Here is a 19591-nt window from a genome sequence, read left to right as displayed (position 1 = left end):
GGGCCGTTCCGACGGGGCGGTGCGAGGCGGGGAGGCGGACGGACATGGCGGCGCGCGAGGCGCGGGGCGCGAAGGACGGCACGGCGGCGGACGCCGGAGCGGGCCGGGCGTTGACCGCCCTGCTCACGGTGGCCATGGCCCTGTCCATGCTGCAACTGTTCCTGCTGGGCGTGCTCGGCCCCCGACTCATCGCCGACCTGGGCGTCTCGGTGACCGTCCTCGGCCTCACCACCACCATCGGCTTCGGCGCCGCCGCCGCGCTCTCCCCGGTCGGCGGACGGCTGGTGGACCGGATCGGGCCCCGCCGGGCCCTGGTGGCCCTGCCCCTGGTCACCGCCGCCGCCCTCGCGCTGATCGCCTCCGCCACCGGGACGGGCACCCTGCTCGCCGCCGTCGCCCTCGGCGGACTGCCGCAGGCGCTGGCGAACCCGGCGACGAACAAGGCGATCCTCGCGGCCGTTCCGCCCGCCCGCAGGGCAGCGGTCACCGGACTGAAGCAGTCCGGCGTCCAGCTCGGCGCCCTCGCCGCCGGACTCCCGCTGGCCGCGCTCGCCGCCTGGACCGGCTGGCGCGGCGCCGTGTGGACGGCCGCCGCGGTCGCCGTCGCCGTCGCCCTCTGGGCCGCCCGCGCCCTGCCGTCCGATCCGCCGCGCCCCGCCGCCCCGGCCGGACCCGCCTCCCTCGTCCCGCGTGGACACCTCGCCTGGCTCGCCGTCTTCTCCCTCCTCCTCGGCGCCGGGATCGCCTCCGTCAACACCTATGTGACGCTCTTCGGGGACCAGCGGCTCGGCCTCGGACCGACGGCCGCCGCCGCGCTGGTCGCCGTCCTCGGCGTCGCGGGCGTCGCGGGCCGGATCGGCTGGTCCAAGGCCGCCCGGCCCGCCCGCGCGCCCTGGCTGCCCGGCTGGCTCGCCGTCGGGTCCGTCGCCGCCGCGCTGCTGCTCGCCGCCGCGACCGGCGCCGCGCCGCTGGCCTGGCCCGCGGCCGTCGCCGTCGGGGTGTTCGCCGTCTCCGGCAACGCGGTCTCCATGGTCCTGGTGATCCAGCGCGCCGCCCCCGGCCGGGCCGGACAGGACTCGGCGCTGGTCGCCGCCGGGTTCTTCGCCGGGTTCGCGGTCGGCCCGCCGCTGTTCGCGCCGTTCGCGGAGGGCGGCCACTGGGCCGCCGGATGGCTGCTGGTGGCCGCCGAGTTCGCGGTGGCCGCGGCGGTGGCCCTCGGCTGGGCGGCCCGGGACCACCGGCGGCCCGCCGCCGGTTCCGTTGCCGGAGGGCCCGCCGGTGGGGCCACCGCTGGTGGGACGGCCGCCGTCGGGGAGAGCGCCACGGGTAGGGCCGCCGCCGGGGAGAGTGCTACCGGTGGGACCACCGCCGGAGCCGCCGCCGGGCCCGGCGCTGGAGGGCCCGCCGCCGGAGGGACCGGCACGGGGGAGAGCGTTGCGGGAGGGACCGGCACCGGGGGGAGCGCCGCCGGAGGGATCGGCACCGGGGAGAGCGCCGCCGGAGGTACTGCCACCGGGAAGAGCGCTGCCGGAGGGACCGGCACGGGGGAGAGCGCTGCCGGAGGGGCCGGTACCGGGGAGAGCGCCGCCGGAGGTACTGCCATCGGGGAGAACGCCGCTGGAGGGACCGGCACCGGGGAGAGCGTCACCGGAAGGACCGCCGCCAGGGAGGGCGCGGCCGGGGGGACCGGGTGAACCCCGGGGACCCGGCGGCGCCGGACCGGGCCGTGCGCGTGGACCGGTTCCCGTCGTCGGACCGTGCCTTGTCTTCGGACCGTGCCGTGTCGGCGGACCGGCTCCCCCCGGTGGACGGGCCCCCGCTGGCCGACCGGGTCAGGGGAGCGGACCGGTCCGTGGAGGACGCCCTGGCGGCGGTCCTGGAACGGGTGGCCGTGACCCGGAACGAGGTCGGGGACCGCTTCCCGCTCTTCGCCGACCCCTCCACCGGACGGTGGACGACGACCGCCCGGGGCTCGTGGACCGGCGGCTTCTGGTCCGGACTGCTGTGGCTGCGGGCCCGCTGGACCGGCGCCCCCGAGGACCGCGCCGCCGCCTCGGCCGTCACCCGGCGCCTCGCCCCCTGGGCCCGCGCCGACACCGCGACCCGGGGGCTCGTCGTCGGCTACGGCACCGCGCTCGCCGCCGGGGACCCGGACGCGACCGCGCTCCGGCAGACCGCCGCCCGGGAGTGCCTCGCCGCCGTGGACCCCCGCCTCGGGACGGTGCCCTGGGGTGCCGCCCTCGGCGGGGACCGGGCGCGGGCCCGCGCGGACGGCGTCCCCGGCATGGCCCCGCTGCTGGCCGTCGCGGGACCCGACGGAGTCACCGCCGCCGGGGAACACCTCCACCGTCACCTCGGCCTCTGCCTGGACGGCACTCCGCACCCGGCACCGGCTCCCGGGGACGGCGCGGCGCGGCGCGGTACCGGGCACCCCGGGCCCGGCCGCCCGTCCCGCCCGCCCCGGCAGGACCGGCCGGACCGGCAGGAGCGCCAGGAAGGGCAGGAGCGCCAGGAAGGGCAGGAGCGGCAGGAAGGGCCCGGGGTCCCGCTCGTCCCGGCCTGGCGGCACACCTCCGAGGGCTGGCTCCCGGACGACGACCCCCCGCCCGGCTGGAGCCGGGGCCGGGCCTGGCTGCTGCTCGCGGTCGCCGAGGCCGCCGGGCACCCCGCCGCCGGGCACTGGCGTCCCGCCGCGCTGGCCGGGGCGGCACGACGGCTCCCGGACGGGGACGGGACGCCGCTCGTCCCGCCCGCCGACCGGGCCCGCCCGGACGGCCCGTCGGACACCTCGGCCGCCGCGATCACCGCCGTGGCGCTGCTCCTCCTCGCCCGGTCGCCGGGGTACGGCACCCCGTGGCACACCGAGCGGGCCACTGCCGTACTGGACCGGCTGATCACGCGTCATCTGAGCGGCCCGGGCGGCGCGCGCCCCGCCGGGATGCTGCTCGACGGCTGCTACGACGCCGCCTCCGGCACCGCCGTGCGGCACGAACTGGTCTGGGGCGACTTCTTCCTGGCGCTCGGGCTGGCCCTGCGGACCGGACTCGTCACCCCCGGGGAGGTCTGACCCCGGGGGCGACTGTGGACGCCGGTCCGGTTCAGCGGCCGTCGGGACCGCTGCCGCGACCGTCCGTGCGGGGGTGCCCGGTGGGGGCGAACGGTCCGCCGGGGCCGAACACCAGCCGGGCGAAGTTCCCGCCGATGCGGCGGTGCCCGGCCTCGTCGGGGTGGAGCCGGTCCGGCAAGGGCAGTTCCGCGTGGTCCGCCTCCCCGTAGAGACGGCGGCCGTCGAGGTGACACAGCCCGGGGTCGTCCACCGCGCGTTCGGCGACGATCCGGGCGAGGGCCTCGCGGACGACGGTGAGCGTCAGCTTCCCGGCGGCCCGCTCGGCCGGGTCGCCCGTCGCCCGGAACCCCGGGGTGCCGTCGGTGAAGTCGGCCACCAGCGGACCGGGGGTGTCCTCCTGGAGCGGACACAGCACGGGCGACACCACCAGCAGCGGCGCGGTCGGATGGCCCTCGCGCACGGTGTCCAGGAAGCCGTGGACCGCGGGGACGAAGGCCCGCAGCCGCATCGCGTCGAGGTTGACGAGGTTGATGCCGATCTTCACGCTGATCAGGTCCGCCGGGGTGTCCCGCATCGCCCGGGCGGTGAACGGATCGAGCAGCGCGCTCCCGCTGAAGCCCAGGTTCACCAGCTCCACCCCGCCCCGGGCGGCGGCCAGCGCGGGCCAGATCGCGGTCGGCCGGGTGGCGTTCGAGCCCTGGCTGATGGAACTGCCGTGGTGCAGCCAGACCGGGCGCCCGGAATCCCGCGCGGCGAGGACCGGGGCGTCGGTGCGCAAGGCGATCAGTTCGGTGCCCTCGTTGTGGGGGAGCCAGATCTCCACGTCCTTGTCCCGCGCGGGCAGCCCAGTGAACAGGGCGGTGCCCGGCGGCCCCTCGTCCAGGGTGATCGCCCCGGTGGCGAAGTCCGTGGTGCGGACCCGCCCCCCGGACACCGTGGCCCCGGCGACGGTCTCGCCGTCGACCACCAGGTCGTACGTCCCGTCGGCGGGCGAGGGCAGCCCCCGGTAGGCCCGTTTCACCGCCAGCACGTCGAGGGCGACGGTGGTGGCCCGGGTGCGGAAGACCACCCGGACGCCGGACGGCTGGACCTCGGCCCCGGCCAACTGCTGATCCGGGATCTGACGGCGCGCCCGGGCGGGCAGCCGGTGCGGCAGCAGCCCGTGCGCGGTGCGTTCCACGTCGAGGGCGCCGCGCAGAAAGGCCGGGGTGAGCGGGGTGGTGATCAGGGCGTCCCCGACGCTCACGGCCGCCTCACCCGATCGGTCACCGACATCACATCTGCCACCTTCCCCACCGAATCTGACCGTAATGAATCAGACATGGCCGTATTGGACGGTACCGGACCGACCGTCGATCGAACGGTACTCAACCGACCCGGACCACGGCGAACGAATTCGACGCCGGGCCCGGGTGCCGGGCTACGGGCGGGGCCCCGCCCCGTACTCGTACCCGTACCCGCGCAGCACCCGTCGCGCCACCGAGGTGATGTGCAGTTCGTCCGGGCCGTCGAGGATGCGGGCGGCCCGGCCGGTCCGCAGCAGCGCGGGCAGGGCCGTGTCCGGGCCCAGCCCCGCCGCCCCGTGCACCTGCACCGCCGCGTCCGTCACCCGCTGGAGCATCCGGGCCGCCGCCACCTTCGCCAGCCCCACCTCGACCCGCGCGTCCCGCCCCGCGTCGATCAGCGTGACCGCCTCGCGCACCAGCGGCCGGGTGGTGCGCAGCGCCAGCAGCGCGTCGAACACGTGCTGCTGGACCAGCTGGTGACCGGCGAGCGGGCCGCCCGCCCCACCGCGCCCCACCGCCCGCTCGCACAGCAGGTCGAAGGCGCGCTGGGCCTGGCCGAGCCAGCGCAGACAGCGCAGCGTACGACCGGTCTGGAGCCGTTCGCCCGCGACCGCCAGCCCCCGCCCGCGCTCACCCACCAGATGACCGGCGGGCACCGCCACCCCGTCCAGCTCGATCTCCGCCTGCCCCGCCGCCCCGAGCACCGGCAGGTCCCGCACCACCCGGAACCCCGGCGATCCGGTGTCCACCAGGAACAGCGACAGCCCCGTCCGGTCCCCGGGCTCCCCGTCGGTCCGGGCGAGGACGGTGACGAGGTCCGCGTCCCGCGCCCCCGACACGAACCACTTGCGGCCCGTCACCCGCCAGCCGCCGTCCGGCCCCCGCACCGCCCGGGTCCCCGTCCCGAACGGATCGGTGCCCGGCACGTCCGGTTCCGTCATCGCGTACGCGCCGCGCAGCCCACCGGAGACCAGCCGCTCCAGATACCGCTCCCGGACCTCCGGCGAACCGTGCCGGGACAGCATCGTCACGTCCAGCAGCGAGGCCGACCCCAGGGCCGCCGGACCGTGGTCGCTGGCCCCCTCCGCCTCCGCCAGCTCCGCGTACCGGCCGAACGTCAGCCCACCGCCGCCCAGTTCCCGGGGCAGCGGCAGCGCCCACAGTCCCGCCTCCCGGGCCGCCGTCCGCAGCTCGCCCAGGGCCGCCGTCGCCGCCGGGCCGCCCGTGTCGAGCACCGGCTCCCACGGAACCACCCGGTCGCGGACGAACCGGGCGACCTCCTCCCGTACGGCGGCCGACCCCTCCGGACCGTCCACGGCGGCCCATCCCTGCGGGCCCTTCGCGGCGACCGGCCCCTCCGGGCCCTTCGCGGCGGCCCCGTCGTGGTGACGCGTCATCCCTCTCCCCTGTCCCTCGGAACTCCGGCCCGTCTCCCGGGAACTCCGGGGAACGTCCGTCCGACTGTCTCTGCGTGGAACGGGTCGGGCGCGCGCCCCACTTGGTTCCCGCGACCCGGTCCCCGTGCGTGACCGGACACGACCTCGGGCCGGGCACACCGGGCCGGAGAGGAGAGACATGGCGCCACGCGTCACCACCAGGGTGACCCGGCCGCTCGACGGGCTCCGCGGCACCACCTCGGGGCCCCCGGGGCTGATGACCGTCGTCGCCGACCACCTCCACCGCCTCGGTGCCCGCCCCGAGCCGGACTCCGGTCCGTACCCCGGCCGACCGGACGGCCGCGACGGCTCCGCCGGTCCCGACGGCCGCGACGGCGACGGCCCCGCCACCGGGGCGGGCGGCCGGGCCCGGCTCACCGGCGGCGGCTTCGCCCCCGTCCACGCCGACGTCCACTGGTCCGCGCCCGACGGCGGGACGACCGGCGGGATCACCGACGAGGCCACCGCGCAGGCCGCCACCGGGGTGATGGCCGTCCACGGCCGCCGCGACGGCGACCCGCGCGGCCTCGCCGTCGACTGGCTGGGCACCGTCACCGGCGTCCTCACCGTGCAGGGCCTGCTCGCCGCCCTCGTCGGCCAGGCCCGGGGCACCACCACCGACCGGGTCACCACCCGCGCCGACCACGCCGGACTGCTCACCGTCTCCCAGTACCTCGCCGCCGCCGGGGCCGAGGAGGCCGAGGCCGCTCCCCTGGAGCCGGGCGGACCGCCGTTCACCTCGGTGGACGGCGTCCTCTTCGAACTGGAGACCCTCGACCCGGGCGGCTGGGCCGCGTTCTGGCGCGCCCTCGGGGCCCCCGCCCACGCCGTCCGCGCGGGCTGGCGCCCCTTCCAGTTCCGCTACGCCACCGCCTGCGCCCCCTTCCCCCCGGAACTGCACACCACCACCCGGGCCCACTCCCTCACCGCGATCCGGCGGGCCGCCGCCCTCGCGGGCGTCGACGTCTGCCCCCTGCGCTCCCTCGCCGACCGCGCCGCCGAACACGACGGCGCCGACCCCTGGCACCTCACCCCTCTCGGCCCCGGCACCCCGCCGCCCGCCACCGCGCCCGCCACCCCCGACGGGCCGCTCACCGGACTCACCGTGCTGGAGGCGGGCCGCCGCATCCAGGCCCCCCTCGCCGCCCATCTGCTGGGCCTGCTCGGCGCGGACGTCGTCCGGATCGAACCCCCGGGCGGCGACCCGCTGCGCGGCATGCCCCCCGCCTGCTCCGGCACCTCCGCCCGCTGGCTCGCCCTCAACCGCCACAAACGGGCCGTCGAGATCGACATCAAGGACCCCGCCGACCGGGTCCGGCTGCGCGAACTGGCCGCCGGAGCGGATGTGTTCCTCCACAACTGGGCCCCCGGCAAGGCCGCCCAGCTCGGCCTGGACGCCGAGGACCTCGCCCGCGCCCACCCCGCCCTGGTGTACGCGTACACCAGCGGCTGGGCGGACCGCCTCGACGACGCCCCGCTGGGCACCGACTTCATGGTCCAGGCCCGCACCGGCGTCGGCGAGGCCGTCCGCCCCGGCGACGAACCCCCGGCCCCCAGCCTGATGACCCTCCTCGACGTCCTGGGCGGACTGCTCGGCGCCGAGGCGGTCCTGGCGGGCCTGCTCCTGAGGGAACGTTCCGGCCGGGGAGTGCGCGTCGACTCCTCCCTCCTCGGCGCCGCCGACACCCTGACCGCCGCCGCCCTCGGCCGCGCCGCCACCGGCGCCGCCCCCCGACGGCCCGCGGGCTTCCGGCGCCCCCTGCGCACCCGCGACGGCTGGCTCGCCCCCACCGACGCCGACGCCCCCGCCGCGTCCGCCCACGACCTGACCGCCCTTCCCACCGACGAGGCCCTCGCCCTGCTGCGCGCCCACGGAATCGCGGCCACCCGGGTCACCACCGACCTCGCCGCCCTCGCCCGGGACCCCCGGCTGCCCGGCGCGGTCGGCCGGGACCTCCACGGCGCCCCCACCGTCCCCACCCCCTGGAGCCTGGCATGAGCCCCGAACTGCGTGATCTGCTGCCCACCGCCCTCCGCCGCGCCTGGGCCGCCGACGGCACCACCCCCGACCTCGACCTCTACAGCCTCTACCGGGCCCGGGTGGTCGCCGATCCGCACCGCACGGCCGTCATCGACGACAAGGGGAAGCTCTGCTACACCGCCCTGGACCGCAGGGCGCGATGTCTGGCCACCGGGCTCAGAGACCTCGGCATAGCCCCCGGCGACGTGGTCGGCGTCCAACTCCCCAACCACCGCGACGCGGTCGCCGCCGACCTCGCGATCGCCGCGCTCGGCGCGATCGCCCTGCCCTTCCCGGTCGGCCGGGGCGGCCGGGAGGCCGCGTCGCTGCTGCGCCGCTCCGGCGCGGTCGCCGTGATCGCGGCCACCGGGCACCGGGGCGCCACGCCCGCCGCCGACCTGCGCGACCTCGCCCCCGGACTGCCCGCGCTGCGGCACGTCATCGCCGCGGGCCGGGGCACCGCCCCCGAGGGCACCGTCCCGCTCTCCCGGCTGACCCGCACCGACGCCACCGGGTTCGTCCCGCACCGGTCCGACCCCGACGGACCGGCCCGCATCCTCGTCTCGTCGGGTTCCGAGGCCGAGCCCAAGATGGTCGCCTACTCGGCCAACGCCCTGGCGGGCGGCCGGGGCAACTTCCTCGCCTCGCTGCTGCCCGGCGACACCCCGCCCCGCTGCCTCTTCCTGGTGCCGCTGGCCTCCGCCTTCGGCTCCAACGGCACGGCGGTCACCCTCGCCCGGCACGGCGGAACCCTCGTCCTGCTGGAGCACTTCACCCCCGAGGCGGCCCTGACCGCGCTCCGGGAACACCGGCCGACCCATGTGCTCGGCGTGCCCACCGTGGTGCGGATGATGCTCGACCGGCTGGAGGCCGGGGCCGCCACCGCCCATGAGACCGCCGGGACCGGTACCGGCGGCACCGGTCCCGACGACCGGAGCGAGCCGTACGCCGGGCCCACCGCGCTGGTCCTCGGCGGCGCGCCCCTCGACCCGGCGACCGCCACCGCCGCCGCCGAGGCGTTCGGCTGCGCCGTCGTCAACCTCTACGGCTCCGCCGACGGAGTCAACTGCCACACCGGCCTGGGCCACCGCACCCCGCCCACCGCCGACTGCGGGGTGGTCGCCGGACGCCCCGACCCCCGGGTCGCCGACATCCAGGTCCGGGACCCCGACACGCGTGAACCCCTGGCGGACGGCCGCACCGGGGAGATCGTCGCCCGGGGGCCCATGACCCCGCTGTGCTACGTCGGCGCCCCCGAACTGGACGCCCGCTACCGCACCACCGACGGCTGGGTGCGCACCGGGGACCTCGGCTTCCTCGACGACGAGGGCGTCCTGCACGTGGTGGGACGGCTCAAGGACGTGGTGATCCGGGGCGGCGCCAACATCAGCCCCGCCGAGGTGGAACGGGAACTCCACACCCACCCGGCGGTCCGCGACGTGGTGTGCGTCGGCGTCCCCGATCCGCTGATGGGCGAACGCCTCGCGGCCTGCGTCGTCGCCCGCCCCGGCCCGCCGCCCGCCCTCGACGCGCTCACCGCCCATCTGACCGTGCGTGGACTGGACCGGCGCAAGCACCCCGAACGGCTGCTGCTGGTCGCCGAACTGCCGCTGACCCCGGCGGGCAAACCGGACCGGGCGGCCCTGCGCGCCATGCTCGCCACCCCCACGACCGTCCCGGCGGAGCCCGTCACGACCGTCACGACCAGTGCGTCCGCTGCGACCGGCGTGACCGGCGTGACCGGCGTGACCGGCGTGGGCCCGACGGGGACCGCCGTGCCGTCCCTCGCCCCGACGGGCTGACGGGCCGGGGGCTGGGGGCCTGGGGAGCCCGCCGGGCCGCCCCCGGCCCCCGCCAGTACCCCCAGCCCCGCCAGTACCCCCGGTACGCCCGTGCCCCGGACGCGCGATCAGCGTGTCCGGGGCACGGGCGGTTGCGGGGCCGAAGGGGTTCAGGAACCGCCCAGGGCCTTCTCCAGGGCGTCCGCCGCGTTCTCGTACACCGGCAGCAGATCCAGGTCCTTCCCCGGGTAGTTGACGATGTCGACCTGACGGCTGCCCGAACCGGGCAGCACCTTCCCGGCCGTCATATGGGCGTTGTCGAGCACCAACGCGGGCTTGTGCCGGGCGAGTTCGGCGAGCCGCTTGGGGGTCACCGCCTCCGGTCCGAAGGTGCCGACGGTGTCGGCCCCCGCCAGCCCCGCCGCCCAGGTGGTGAACACCTGGCTGATCACGGTCGGCCGCTTCCCCTCCGGCCAGGCCGCCTTCAGGTCCCGGCCGAGCCGCTTCTGCTGGGCGTCGAACTTCCGCTGCCAGGCGACGGCGTCGTTCTCCGTGCCGAACAGCGCGGCCAGCCGCTTCACCTCGGCCCGGACCTTCGCCGGATCGTTGTCGAGGCCCACCTCGACCAGTTCGGCCTTCGACCCCGCGGCCTCCTTGATCTGCTCCGCGTACGGCTCGAACGGCGCGTACAGCACGAAGTCGGCCGCCGCGACCGCCGCCAGATCGGACGGCTTCGGCTCGTAGTCGGGCGCGTGCCCCACCGACGCGGGGACGAGCACCGTCACGTCCCCGGCCCCGGCGGCCTTGGCGAAGGCCCCCTCCCAGGTGGTCGTCACCACCACCTTCGCGCCGCCGCCCGCGCCGTCCCCGCCCTCGGCGGACTCCTCCCCGGCGCAGCCGCCGACCAGGGCGAGCGCCGCGCCCGCGGCGACGGCGGCGCTCAGCGTTCGGGCGCCGCGGCGGGGACGGCGCGGGGCGGCCGGGGCGGCTCCGGGTCCTTCCGGGCGGGCGGGGACGGGGGCGGGGACGCGGGTGCGCGCCATGGGCGGTGGCTCCGTTCGGGGAGGAGGTGGACCGCGAGGACGACGGCCCCCGCGGTCAGGACGAGGACCGGGCCGGGCGGCCAGTCCAGCCAGAGGGCCAGCAGGAAGCCGGTCGTGTTGACGCCGACGCCGATCCCGACGGCCCACAGCGTGATCGACCGCAGCGAGGTGCCCAGCCGGCGGGCGGCCAGCGCGGGCAGCAGGGTGAGGGCGTCGACCAGCAGCGCGCCGGTCAGGGTGATGGCCCCGGCGACGGACACCGCCACCAGGACCAGCAGCGCCAGGGTCAGACCCGCCACCGGCACGCCCGAGCACTGGGCGAGTTCACGGTCGTGCAGCAGCAGCGACAGATCCCGGCGGCGCCACCAGAACAGGGCGGGCACCAGCACGGCGAGGGTGCCGAGGACGACCAGGTCGGCCGGGCCGACGGAGAGCACGGACCCCCACAGCAGGGCGAACGCCCCGGAGGCGTTGACCCCGGAGACCGAGAGCAGCAGCAGGGCCCCGGCGATGGCGAGGCTCATCAACAGGCCCATCGCGCCGGACAGTCCGCTGGGCGTCCGCGCGAGCGGGGCCACCCCGGCGCCCGACAGCGCGCAGGCCACCAGCGCGCAGACCAGCGGGTCGAGCCCGGTGAGCAGTCCCACCGCGATGCCGAGCAGGGCCACGTGCATCATCGCGAAGCGCACCGGCATGATGTCCAGGCCGACGATGACCACTCCGATCACCGGCAGCGCGACCGCCGCCAGCAGCAGGGCGATCCCGGCCCGCTGCACCGGCACCAGCCGGAGCAGCTCCACCACGTCGGCCGCCGCGAGGATCACCGGACCTCCCGCAGCCGTCCGGCGGCCATCTCCAGCACCCGGTCGCACCGGGCCGCCAGGGACCGGTCGTGGGTCACCACGACGAGCGTCACCGGTAGCCCGGTCAGCACCTCGGCCGCCTCCTCCTGACCGTCGAAGTCGAGGGCGGCGGTCGGCTCGTCGGCCAGCAGCACCCGCGCCCCGGCGGCCACGCACCCCACGGCCCGGGCCAGGTACATCCGCTGCAACTGCCCTCCGGACAGGGTGTGCAGCGGACGTCCGGTCAGCGCGCCGACGCCGAGCGCCCGGGCGCCCTCCGCCGCCTCCCGGGGCGCCTCGCTGCTGGCCAGCAGCTCACCGCCGAGCAGCGGGAACCGTCCGGCGGCGGGCTTCTGCGGGATCCAGGCACAGGCGCGCCGCCGCCAGGCCCACTCCGCCGGGGTGCGGGTGGCCCGGCCGCCGACGGTGATCGTGCCGGTGGTCCTCCGGTGCAGCCCGAGCACGGCCCGCAGCAGAGTGGTCTTCCCCGAACCGTTGGTCCCGGTCAGCGCGACGCGTTCACCGGCCGCGATCTCCAGGTCGACACCGGTCACCGCCTCCACCCGGCCGTGACGGCACGTCACGTCCTCCATGCGCACATCCAGCCCGCCCATCGCCTGCCCTTCCGCCTTCCGTCCGCTGCCCGCACGTCCGCCGCGCCCGCCCGGCGGCGGGGGAGCGGAGGTGTCCCACCGGCAGTAGTCGGACCGGGGGACGGAGAAGTTCCCGCCGACCGCCCGGCGTTCCCGTCCGGCAGCCCGGCAGCCCGGCAGCCCGGCAGCCCGGCAGCCCGACGTGGCCGACGCGGCCGACGGCGGTCAGTGGCCGCCGGAGTGCCCGTCCCCGTCGTCGTGCCCGTCCTCGTCCCCGTCGTCCCCGGCGGGTTGGGCGGGTTGGGCGGGCTGCTCGGTGGGCCCGGCCGGGCCCGTGGGGTCGGTGGAGCGGACCGAGGGGCCCACCGGGTCCACCGACAGCCCGGTGGCGTACGCGGCGGAGAACACCGCGGCCAGCAGCAGGAGGAACGCGAGCACCGCCCGGTAGGGCGCCACCCGGCGCGGGGCGTCGGGAGCGTCCGGGGTGCGCGGGGTACGGGAGGCTGCCATCGCGACTCCAGGGGAACGGGCCGGTGCCGGACGGACGGCACCCGCGAAAGGAACGGCCGGGGACGGACAGGGGCGGACGGGGCGGACAGGAAGGTCCGGGGGCCGGAAGAACGGGCCGGGGCGCTGGCCGGGCCGTCCGGAGGTCCATGCTGGCACGGGACGGGTCCCGGCGCCCCCGTCGGCGGCCCGTTCCCGGCGTGACGATTCTCGCCGTGGAGCCGGGGAACTCCCGCCCCCCGCCGCGCGACCACCTGACGGGGTTCTCCCCGCGCTCCCCGCCCCCGTCCCCCGCCCCGCTCCTCCACGTTCCGCCCTTCCGCGTCCCGTCCCCGTCCCCGCCCCCGTTCCTGGTTCTCCGTTCCTGGTTCCCCGGGAACGCAACGAACCCTTAGCGAGGTGTTCACGAACGGGAAGACCGGCCGCCGACACCCCTCGGGGACCGTGGGACCGCGGCCGTCGCCCGCCGGTTCCCCCGCCCGTCCGGACGTCCGGTCCGTACCGCCCCCGCGCCCGGTCGGCGGCCCGTACCCCCCGGGTCCTGGGGTTTCGCCGGAACGGGCGACCCGGGGCGGGGAACCCCTCCGGCGAGCCCCCGTCCGACGCGGTGTCATATACCCGTGGAAAGACCGGAACGCCCGGTACCGGACGGCCCGTCCCGGTGCGGGGGGAGTGGCGCGGGGGCGGTGCGCGGGGCCGTGGACACTTGCGTGCGGGACGCGCCACGCTGATAAAGTGTGTGATCTTCATAGTGGGCTGACGGTGCGTTAGAGGCACCCGGGGGACGTCAGCCGATCGGGCCCCTTCCCGGAGGAACGTTCTCCGGCCTGGACTTGCACGGCCCGCGGTCCCTGACCGCGGACGCGCGCCAGCCGGAGGAGAGCGACCGTTCCCCCCGGGATGCCACTCGAAGAGAGTCTCATGACGTCATTTGTGCAGGACCCATTCTTCTGGGTTCTGGTCGCCGTGCTACTGGCCGCCTTCGGCGGAGTGGTACGCGCACGGCAAACGAACATCGGGCTGCGCAGACGCAACGCCGACCTCGCCGCCGAGAACGAGACGCTGCTCCAGCAGCGGCATGAACTCGGGGCGGCTCACACCCATCTGCGCAACCAGCACAGCCATGAACTGGCAGAGGTCCGCAAGGACGCCGAGGAGGAGACCAAGGCCGTACTCAAGTCGGCGATGCGCACCCTGCAGGGCCTCGCCGACGAACAGCAGGTGGTGATCGACAAGGTCCAGAAGAAGCACGGCGACGACCCGGACATGCTCGTCGACCTCATGGCCATCGACCACTCCAACAGCCAGTTCGGCCGTCGGGCACAGGGCATCGCCGTGCTGTGCGGAGGCTGGCTCGGCCGCCGGGAGACGGTCGCCTCCGTCTACGACGTGGCCCGCAGCGCCCAGGGGCGCATCCGCCAGTTCGACCGCGTCCAGATCCACACCCAGGCGAACTTCGCCCTGGTCAGCAAGGTCGTCGAACCGGTGGCGGTGGTCCTCGCGGAACTCCTCGCCAACGCCACCAACTACTCCGCCCCCGGCACCCCCGTCGAGATCAACATCCAGGCGGTGCCCAAGGGCGTGTGCCTGATCGTCGACGACGCGGGCCTCGGCATGGGCCAGGAGGAGAAGGACCGGGCGTCCGCCCTGCTGTCCCCGGCGCAGCCCGTCCACATCTCGGAACTCGGCAACCCGCCCCAGTTCGGCTTCGCGGTCTCCGGCATGCTCGCCGCCCGCTACGGCTTCAAGGTCTCGGTCGACTCGGTCTCCCCCTACGGAGGCGTCCGCGCGGTGATCCTGCTCCCCGACGAACTGCTCACCAACGACGCCCCGCCCACCTCCTGGGACGTCGACCAGGGCAGCCGGGGCAGCGTCCCGGTCATCCGGCAGCACCGGGGGGAACCCGCCGAGGGGCGCCCCGCGCAGCCCACCCCGCTGTTCGCGGCGGTGCCCGGCACCGAACCGGCCTCCCTGGTCCGCGGCACCACCGCCGGGGGCCTGCCCAAGCGCCGTCGCCAGCGGTCCGTCGCGGTGGTGCCGGAACCGTCCGCCGCCCCCGAGGTCTCCCGGAGCCAGGAGGAGACCGCGTCCCTGCTGGGCGCGTTCCAGCGCGGCACCCGCTCCGGACGCGACATCACGACCACCACGGAAGGACCCGACCACCAGTGAACCCCGATCTGTCGTGGGTGCTCAACGACGTGCTCCAGGTGCGCGGTGCCCGGCACGCGATACTCGTCTCCGCCGACGGCCTGCTGCTGGCGCACTCCAGCGCCATCGGACGGGACGACGCCGAGACGGTCGCCGCGGCCATGAGCTCGATGCAGTCGCTGAGCCGCGCCGTCGCGCCGTTCATTGGCAGTGGGACCACCGGCCGCTGGCGCCAGACCCTGCTGGAGTACGAGGACGGCTGGATCTTCCTCATCGCCGCGGGCAGCGGCGCCTACCTGGCCGCCGCCGCCTCCGCCGACGTGGACATGGAGGCCATGTCCTTCCGGATGCAGCAGCAGGTCGGCGCGCTCGGCAAGGCGATGACCTCACCGCCCCGCCATGACGCCGGGGGCGACATATGACCGCGCCCGGCGAGGAGCAGTCGGTCGCCGGGGGGTTCATCCGCTCCTACGTGATCACGGGCGGGCGCACTCTGCCCGACGCGGAGAACCTGTCCCTGGTCACCCTGGTGACCATCGCCGCCGACCGGACGCCCCCCGCCCGGCCCAGCCCCGAGGTCCGGGCCATCTGGGACCTGTGCACGGGCGGATACCTGTCGGTGGCGGAGGTCGCGGGACACCTGGGGCTGCCCGTGGGGGTGGTCCGGTTACTCCTGACCGACCTCGCGGACCAGGGGCACCTGCTCCGCCGCGCGGCACCCCCCGCCGCCAAGCTCGTCGACCGGAAGATCCTCGAAGAGGTGCTGCATGGACTCCAACGCCGGTTCGGCTGAGAGCGTCTACGTACCGGAAGCGGTCGTCACGGCCGCGAAGATCCTCGTCGTCGGCCACTTCGCCGTGGGCAAGACGACGTTCATCGGCACGCTGTCGGAGATCACCCCGCTGCGGACCGAGGAGAAGATGACGCAGGCGTCGGCCCACGTCGACGATCTGCGGGGGGTCACCGGCAAGGAGACCACCACCGTCGCCCTGGACTTCGGGCGGCTGACGCTGAGCGACGAACTGGTCCTGTACCTGTTCGGCACGCCCGGCCAGCAGCGGTTCATGCAACTGTGGGAGGACATGGCCCGGGGAGCGCTGGGCGCGCTCCTCCTGGTCGACCCGTCGCGGCTCAACGAGTCGTTCCCCGTGATCGACCTGATCGAGAAGTACGGGCTGGAGTACGCGGTCGCCGTCAACAGCTTCGAACCGGGCGACGCGCACGCCGAGGAAGAGCTGCGCGAAGCGCTCGACCTGCTGCCGCATACCCCCGTGGTGTTCTGTGACGCCCGTGACCAGGGCTCGTCGGCCCAGGCGCTGATCACCCTGGTCCAGCACCTGCTCGCCCGCGTGGGCTGACCCGCCCCCGGGCGGCACCCGCCCGGACCGGCACCCGCCCGGACCGCCCGGCACGCATGTGCCGGGCGGTCCGGGGCGAGCCGACCCCCCACACCTCCTTACACCCACCCTCCCGGGCCCGCACGGCCCCGGGACCACCATGAGGACTGACGCATGGACGCACAGCCGGGGTCCGCCCCGCCTTCCCCGCCCCCCGGGTGCCCGATGCACCAGCGGCCGCCGACCCCCCTGTACGGGGCGGAGTTCGCGGCCGACCCCGACCGCTTCTACGACGAGATGCGCCGTCAGGGCCCGGTGGCACCCGTCGAGCTGGCCCCCGGGGTGGAGGCCACCCTCGTCACCGAGCACGAGGCGGCCCTGCGGGTCCTGCAGAACCCGGCGCTCTTCGTCCGGGACTCCCGGCGGTGGCGGGCCCTCAACGAGGGCCGGGTCCCCCTCGACAGCCCCGTGCTGCCGATGATGTACTACCGCCCCAACTGCCTCTTCTCGGACGGTGCCGAGCACCTGCGGCTGCGCAAGGTCGTCACCGACAGCCTCGCCAAGATCAACATCAACCGGCTGGCCCGGGACGTCGAGCACATCGCCGACTACCTCATCGGCCAGTTCGCCGAGCGGGGCACGGCCGATCTGCTGAACGACTACGCCAAGTTGCTGCCGCTGCTGCTGTTCAACCAGCTCTTCGGCTGCCCGGGCGACCTGGGCGACCGGCTGACCCGCAGCTTCGCCGCGCTCTTCGACGGCGAGGACGTCGTCCGGGCCAACGAGGACATGACGGCCTGCGTGCTGGAACTGGTGGCCCTCAAGCGGCGTTCCCCCGCCGAGGACCTCACCTCCTGGCTGGTCCACCACCCGGCCGGGCTGACCGACGAGGAGCTGAAGGACCAGATCATCACCCTGGTCGGCGGCGGCGTCGAACCGACCAAGAACCTCATCAACACCGCCCTGTTCCTCATCCTGTCCCCCGAGACCCACCAGTTCGGCGGCCGGGGCGCGGGACCGCTGGTCGAGGACGCCCTCGACCACGTGCTCTGGAACGACTCGCCCATCGCCAACTACGCCACCCACTTCCCGGTGCAGGACGTCCTCCTCGGCGACGTCACGCTCACCGCCAACGACCCGGTGGTCATCAGTTTCGCCGCGGCCAACACCGACCCGTCGCTGACGGACGCGCGGCTGACCCTCAGCCGGGGAGCCCACCTGGCCTTCGGGGCGGGACCGCACGCCTGCCCGGCCAAGTCCCCGGCACGTGTCATCTCCCTCACGGCCATCGAGCGGATCCTCAACACCCTGCCCGACCTCACCCTGGCCGTGCCCGCGGACAAGCTGGAGTGGCGACAGGGCCCCTTCCACCGCGCCATGGCGTCCATGCCCGTCCTGTTCACCCCGGTCGCCGTCCGCCGTCCGGCCCGGGGCGTCCCGGCCCCGGCTCCGGCTCCTGCCCCGGCCTCGGAGCAGGTCAGCGCCCCGTACGACCAGCGGCAGCGGGAAGCCGCCCCGCGCAAGCAGCGGGGCTGGTGGAGTTCCTTCCTCGACGTCTTCCGCCCGTGACGGACCTTCCGCGACGGACCTGACGACCCCGGGGCGACCGGTCGCCCCGGCCGGTGATCCGGCGGCCCGGTGATCCGGTGACCGGTGACCCGGGGGTGACGCGACGCGGGCGGGCGTGACACGGCACCGCCCGCGTCACGCCCGTTCCGGGGTCCTCGCCGAGGCGGCGCCGCCGGGGGCGCCACGGGGGCGCCACCTCCGTCGGGGCTCACCGGACGGGATCGGCGGGGCTCACCACGGAGGGCTCGCGGGCGCCGGGCCCAGGGTCGTCGTCCCGGGCGCCGCCCGGTGGCCCAGCCCCGTGCGGTACGCGTCCAGGGCCGCCTCCGTCCGCCCCGACCGCCGCAGCAGATCGCCCAGCAACCGGCACAGGTCCGCCAGATCGCCCGCCGCCCCCGCGTGCTCCAGCAGCGCGAGCGCCCGCACGTAGTGCTCCTCGGCCGCCTCTGCGTCCCCCCGCCGCTCCGCCATCAGCCCCAGCAGCCGGTGCGCACCGCCCGCGTGCACCGAACCCCGGCCCGGGCTCAGCCCGCCCAGCAGCTCCCGCAGCAGCGCCTCCGCCTCGGCGTCCTTGCCGCGCCGGTGCAGCACGCCCGCCAGTTCCACCCCCACCTGATGGGTGTACAGCTCCGCACGCCGGGCCGTCAGCATCTCCCGGGCGGTCCGCAACTCCCGCTCCGCCAGAGCGAGGTGCCCGTCCTCTCCGTCCTCTCCGGCGTCCTCGGCCCCGGCGTCCCCGGCCCCGGGCCGCTCCCCGTCCATGGCGTCCATGACACCCGTGGCGTCCGTGACGTCCGTGGCGCGCTGGGCGTGGACGTACCCCCGCATCCAGTGGCACAGGGCCAGCTCGCCGTGGATCTGGAGCTGTTGGTAGTAGGCCGCCGCCTTCGCCAGGGCGGCGTCCGCCTCCGCCGAGCGGCCCTCCGCGATCAGCGTCCTGGCCACCCCCCGGTGCATCCGGGCCACCAGCGCGGGATCCGAGACCCGGGGCGCCAGCGCCAGCGCCAGCTCCGCCGCCCGCGCCGCCCTGGCGTGCGCGCCGAGGTCCATGTACGGGCCGATGGCCGCCGTGTACAGCAGCACCAGCGCGTCCGGGTCGTGCAGTCCGGACGCGTTCAGCTCGTCGAGGGTGCTCTCCACCAGGTAGCAGGCGTAACGCAGTTCCCCGGCCAGCAGATGGGCGATGACCCGCCCCCGGATCGCGGGCACCCGCCCGGGCAACGGCTCCCCCCGGGCCGCCAGCAGCCGCTCCGCCTCCTCGAAGCGCTCCCGCGCCCAGTCCAGTTCCCCCGTCTCCAGGGCGCACTGTCCGAGACCGACCAGAGCCGTGGCCCGTTCCGCGTCCAGCCCGTGCCGCTCCGCCTCGGCGGCGAGCGCGGCGTACCGGACGGCCGCGTCGGCGGGCTCCTCGGTGGCCAGGACGCGCCGCGCCTCGGTCAGCCGCAGCCGCAGGTCCGTGGCGAGATGGGCGGGCCGTCCGGTCGCCAGCTCCTCGTAACCGGTGCCGAGGCGCTCGGCGAGGTGCCGCAGCGCCCGCTCGGACGGCCTGGCCCGTCCGGACTCCACCGTGGACACGTACGCGGCGGTGTACGCGGGTTCGGCGAGCTGACGCTGGGTCAGCCCTCGGGCGGTGCGCAGCCGGTGCACCCGGCGGCCGACGGCCAGGGGGCTGTCGTCCGGGACGTCACCGGGTCCGGGCCCGGGGGTCCCGGAGCCGCTGGGTCCGCCGGGGCCGCTCCCGGGTCCACCGGGGCCGGTGTCCGGGGCCGGTGCCCGACGCGTCCGGTTCCCGTCCTCATCCCCGTTCCCGTTCCCGTTCCCGTCCTCGCCCCCGTTTCCGTTCTGTCCCGGTTCCAGCCCCGGTCCCTGACTCTGGCTGTCGCCGTGGCCCTGCGCCTGGTCCCGGCCTTGGTCGTGGTCCCGGCCTTGGTCCCGGTCCTGGTCACGGCTCCGCCCCGGGTC

The 19591-nt window shown here is 76.3% G+C and carries 16 protein-coding genes; 9 read left to right on the top strand and 7 right to left on the bottom strand.

Going from position 1 to position 19591, the window contains the following annotated elements; all coding sequences use genetic code 11:
- The first annotated feature begins 44 nt into the window (after positions 1-44).
- The gene (locus tag ACVWNX_RS06695; RefSeq protein WP_454412955.1) at positions 45-1694 is read left to right on the top strand and encodes an MFS transporter; all 1650 of its coding nucleotides are present in this window, start codon (positions 45-47) and stop codon (positions 1692-1694) included.
- A 68-nt stretch (positions 1695-1762) separates the two neighbouring features.
- Positions 1763-3067 (top strand): sugar ABC transporter permease, encoded by a 1305-nt coding sequence (locus ACVWNX_RS06690; RefSeq protein ID WP_454412954.1) that lies wholly within the window; start codon positions 1763-1765, stop codon positions 3065-3067.
- Between the two features lie 31 nt (positions 3068-3098).
- Here the strand turns inward: ACVWNX_RS06690 and ACVWNX_RS06685 are convergent, their stop codons facing one another.
- Both ACVWNX_RS06685 and ACVWNX_RS06680 read right to left on the bottom strand, forming a co-directional pair.
- Positions 3099-4313 carry a GDSL-type esterase/lipase family protein gene (locus tag ACVWNX_RS06685; protein WP_454412953.1) on the bottom strand — a complete coding sequence of 405 codons (1215 nt, stop codon included), beginning with the start codon at positions 4311-4313 and terminating at the stop codon, positions 3099-3101.
- Positions 4314-4487: 174 nt separating this feature from the next.
- Entirely contained in the window at positions 4488-5750 is a 1263-nt protein-coding gene (locus ACVWNX_RS06680) for an acyl-CoA dehydrogenase family protein (protein ID WP_454412952.1), read from the bottom strand.
- Between the two features lie 178 nt (positions 5751-5928).
- Between ACVWNX_RS06680 and ACVWNX_RS06675 the strand changes: the two genes are divergently transcribed.
- Both ACVWNX_RS06675 and ACVWNX_RS06670 read left to right on the top strand, forming a co-directional pair.
- Positions 5929-7788, top strand: coding sequence for a CoA transferase (locus ACVWNX_RS06675; RefSeq protein ID WP_454412951.1), 1860 nt, complete (start codon positions 5929-5931; stop codon positions 7786-7788).
- Entirely contained in the window at positions 7785-9611 is a 1827-nt protein-coding gene (locus tag ACVWNX_RS06670; RefSeq protein WP_454412950.1) for a class I adenylate-forming enzyme family protein, read from the top strand. Before ACVWNX_RS06675 ends, ACVWNX_RS06670 begins: the two co-directional genes overlap by 4 nt.
- A gap of 149 nt (positions 9612-9760) precedes the next feature.
- On the opposite strand, the gene ACVWNX_RS06665 is transcribed toward ACVWNX_RS06670, so the two are convergent.
- The 4 genes from ACVWNX_RS06665 to ACVWNX_RS06650 all read right to left on the bottom strand — a co-directional run bounded on the left by ACVWNX_RS06665 (position 9761) and on the right by ACVWNX_RS06650 (position 12578).
- A complete protein-coding gene (locus ACVWNX_RS06665; protein WP_454412949.1) occupies positions 9761-10633 on the bottom strand; it encodes a metal ABC transporter solute-binding protein, Zn/Mn family in 873 nt (290 codons plus the stop codon).
- Positions 10531-11457 carry a metal ABC transporter permease gene (locus ACVWNX_RS06660; protein ID WP_454412948.1) on the bottom strand — a complete coding sequence of 309 codons (927 nt, stop codon included), beginning with the start codon at positions 11455-11457 and terminating at the stop codon, positions 10531-10533. The genes ACVWNX_RS06665 and ACVWNX_RS06660 overlap by 103 nt, the downstream gene beginning before the upstream one ends.
- Complete coding sequence (locus ACVWNX_RS06655) at positions 11454-12089, bottom strand: metal ABC transporter ATP-binding protein (protein WP_454412947.1); 636 nt, start codon at positions 12087-12089, stop codon at positions 11454-11456. Before ACVWNX_RS06655 ends, ACVWNX_RS06660 begins: the two co-directional genes overlap by 4 nt.
- A 204-nt stretch (positions 12090-12293) precedes the next feature.
- The gene (locus ACVWNX_RS06650) at positions 12294-12578 is read right to left on the bottom strand and encodes a hypothetical protein (RefSeq protein ID WP_454412946.1); all 285 of its coding nucleotides are present in this window, start codon (positions 12576-12578) and stop codon (positions 12294-12296) included.
- 918 nt (positions 12579-13496) lie between these two features.
- Between ACVWNX_RS06650 and ACVWNX_RS06645 the strand changes: the two genes are divergently transcribed.
- The 5 genes from ACVWNX_RS06645 (at position 13497) to ACVWNX_RS06625 (ending at position 17629) form a co-directional block, all read left to right on the top strand.
- Positions 13497-14744, top strand: a complete 1248-nt coding sequence (locus ACVWNX_RS06645; protein ID WP_454412945.1) for an ATP-binding protein — start codon at positions 13497-13499, stop codon at positions 14742-14744.
- Positions 14741-15145, top strand: a complete 405-nt coding sequence (locus tag ACVWNX_RS06640) for a roadblock/LC7 domain-containing protein (protein WP_454412944.1) — start codon at positions 14741-14743, stop codon at positions 15143-15145. Before ACVWNX_RS06645 ends, ACVWNX_RS06640 begins: the two co-directional genes overlap by 4 nt.
- Positions 15142-15516, top strand: coding sequence for a DUF742 domain-containing protein (locus ACVWNX_RS06635; protein WP_454412943.1), 375 nt, complete (start codon positions 15142-15144; stop codon positions 15514-15516). Before ACVWNX_RS06640 ends, ACVWNX_RS06635 begins: the two co-directional genes overlap by 4 nt.
- A complete protein-coding gene (locus tag ACVWNX_RS06630) occupies positions 15491-16081 on the top strand; it encodes a GTP-binding protein (protein WP_454412942.1) in 591 nt (196 codons plus the stop codon). The genes ACVWNX_RS06635 and ACVWNX_RS06630 overlap by 26 nt, the downstream gene beginning before the upstream one ends.
- 153 nt (positions 16082-16234) lie before the next feature.
- The gene (locus ACVWNX_RS06625) at positions 16235-17629 is read left to right on the top strand and encodes a cytochrome P450 family protein (protein WP_454412941.1); all 1395 of its coding nucleotides are present in this window, start codon (positions 16235-16237) and stop codon (positions 17627-17629) included.
- A 231-nt stretch (positions 17630-17860) separates the two neighbouring features.
- On the opposite strand, the gene ACVWNX_RS06620 is transcribed toward ACVWNX_RS06625, so the two are convergent.
- Complete coding sequence (locus ACVWNX_RS06620) at positions 17861-19294, bottom strand: helix-turn-helix domain-containing protein (protein WP_454414657.1); 1434 nt, start codon at positions 19292-19294, stop codon at positions 17861-17863.
- Between the last annotated feature and the right edge of the window lie 297 nt (positions 19295-19591).

It is taken from the genome of Streptomyces sp. JNUCC 64, from assembly GCF_054484115.1.
The sequence above is the reverse complement of the archived record's forward strand: the minus strand, read 5'-3'. Positions and strand labels throughout refer to the sequence as shown.

Excerpts from the sequence above, each read along its gene's own strand:
- ACVWNX_RS06655 (WP_454412947.1), bottom strand. The coding sequence starts at position 12,089 with ATGGGCGGGCTGGATGTGCGCATGGAGGACGTGACGTGCCGTCACGGC.
- ACVWNX_RS06635 (WP_454412943.1), top strand. The coding sequence starts at position 15,142 with ATGACCGCGCCCGGCGAGGAGCAGTCGGTCGCCGGGGGGTTCATCCGC.
- ACVWNX_RS06670 (WP_454412950.1), top strand. The coding sequence starts at position 7,785 with ATGAGCCCCGAACTGCGTGATCTGCTGCCCACCGCCCTCCGCCGCGCC.
- ACVWNX_RS06630 (WP_454412942.1), top strand. The coding sequence starts at position 15,491 with ATGGACTCCAACGCCGGTTCGGCTGAGAGCGTCTACGTACCGGAAGCG.
- ACVWNX_RS06695 (WP_454412955.1), top strand. The coding sequence starts at position 45 with ATGGCGGCGCGCGAGGCGCGGGGCGCGAAGGACGGCACGGCGGCGGAC.
- ACVWNX_RS06675 (WP_454412951.1), top strand. The coding sequence starts at position 5,929 with ATGGCGCCACGCGTCACCACCAGGGTGACCCGGCCGCTCGACGGGCTC.
- ACVWNX_RS06665 (WP_454412949.1), bottom strand. The coding sequence starts at position 10,633 with ATGGCGCGCACCCGCGTCCCCGCCCCCGTCCCCGCCCGCCCGGAAGGA.
- ACVWNX_RS06645 (WP_454412945.1), top strand. The coding sequence starts at position 13,497 with ATGACGTCATTTGTGCAGGACCCATTCTTCTGGGTTCTGGTCGCCGTG.
- ACVWNX_RS06650 (WP_454412946.1), bottom strand. The coding sequence starts at position 12,578 with ATGGCAGCCTCCCGTACCCCGCGCACCCCGGACGCTCCCGACGCCCCG.
- ACVWNX_RS06680 (WP_454412952.1), bottom strand. The coding sequence starts at position 5,750 with ATGACGCGTCACCACGACGGGGCCGCCGCGAAGGGCCCGGAGGGGCCG.
- ACVWNX_RS06625 (WP_454412941.1), top strand. The coding sequence starts at position 16,235 with ATGGACGCACAGCCGGGGTCCGCCCCGCCTTCCCCGCCCCCCGGGTGC.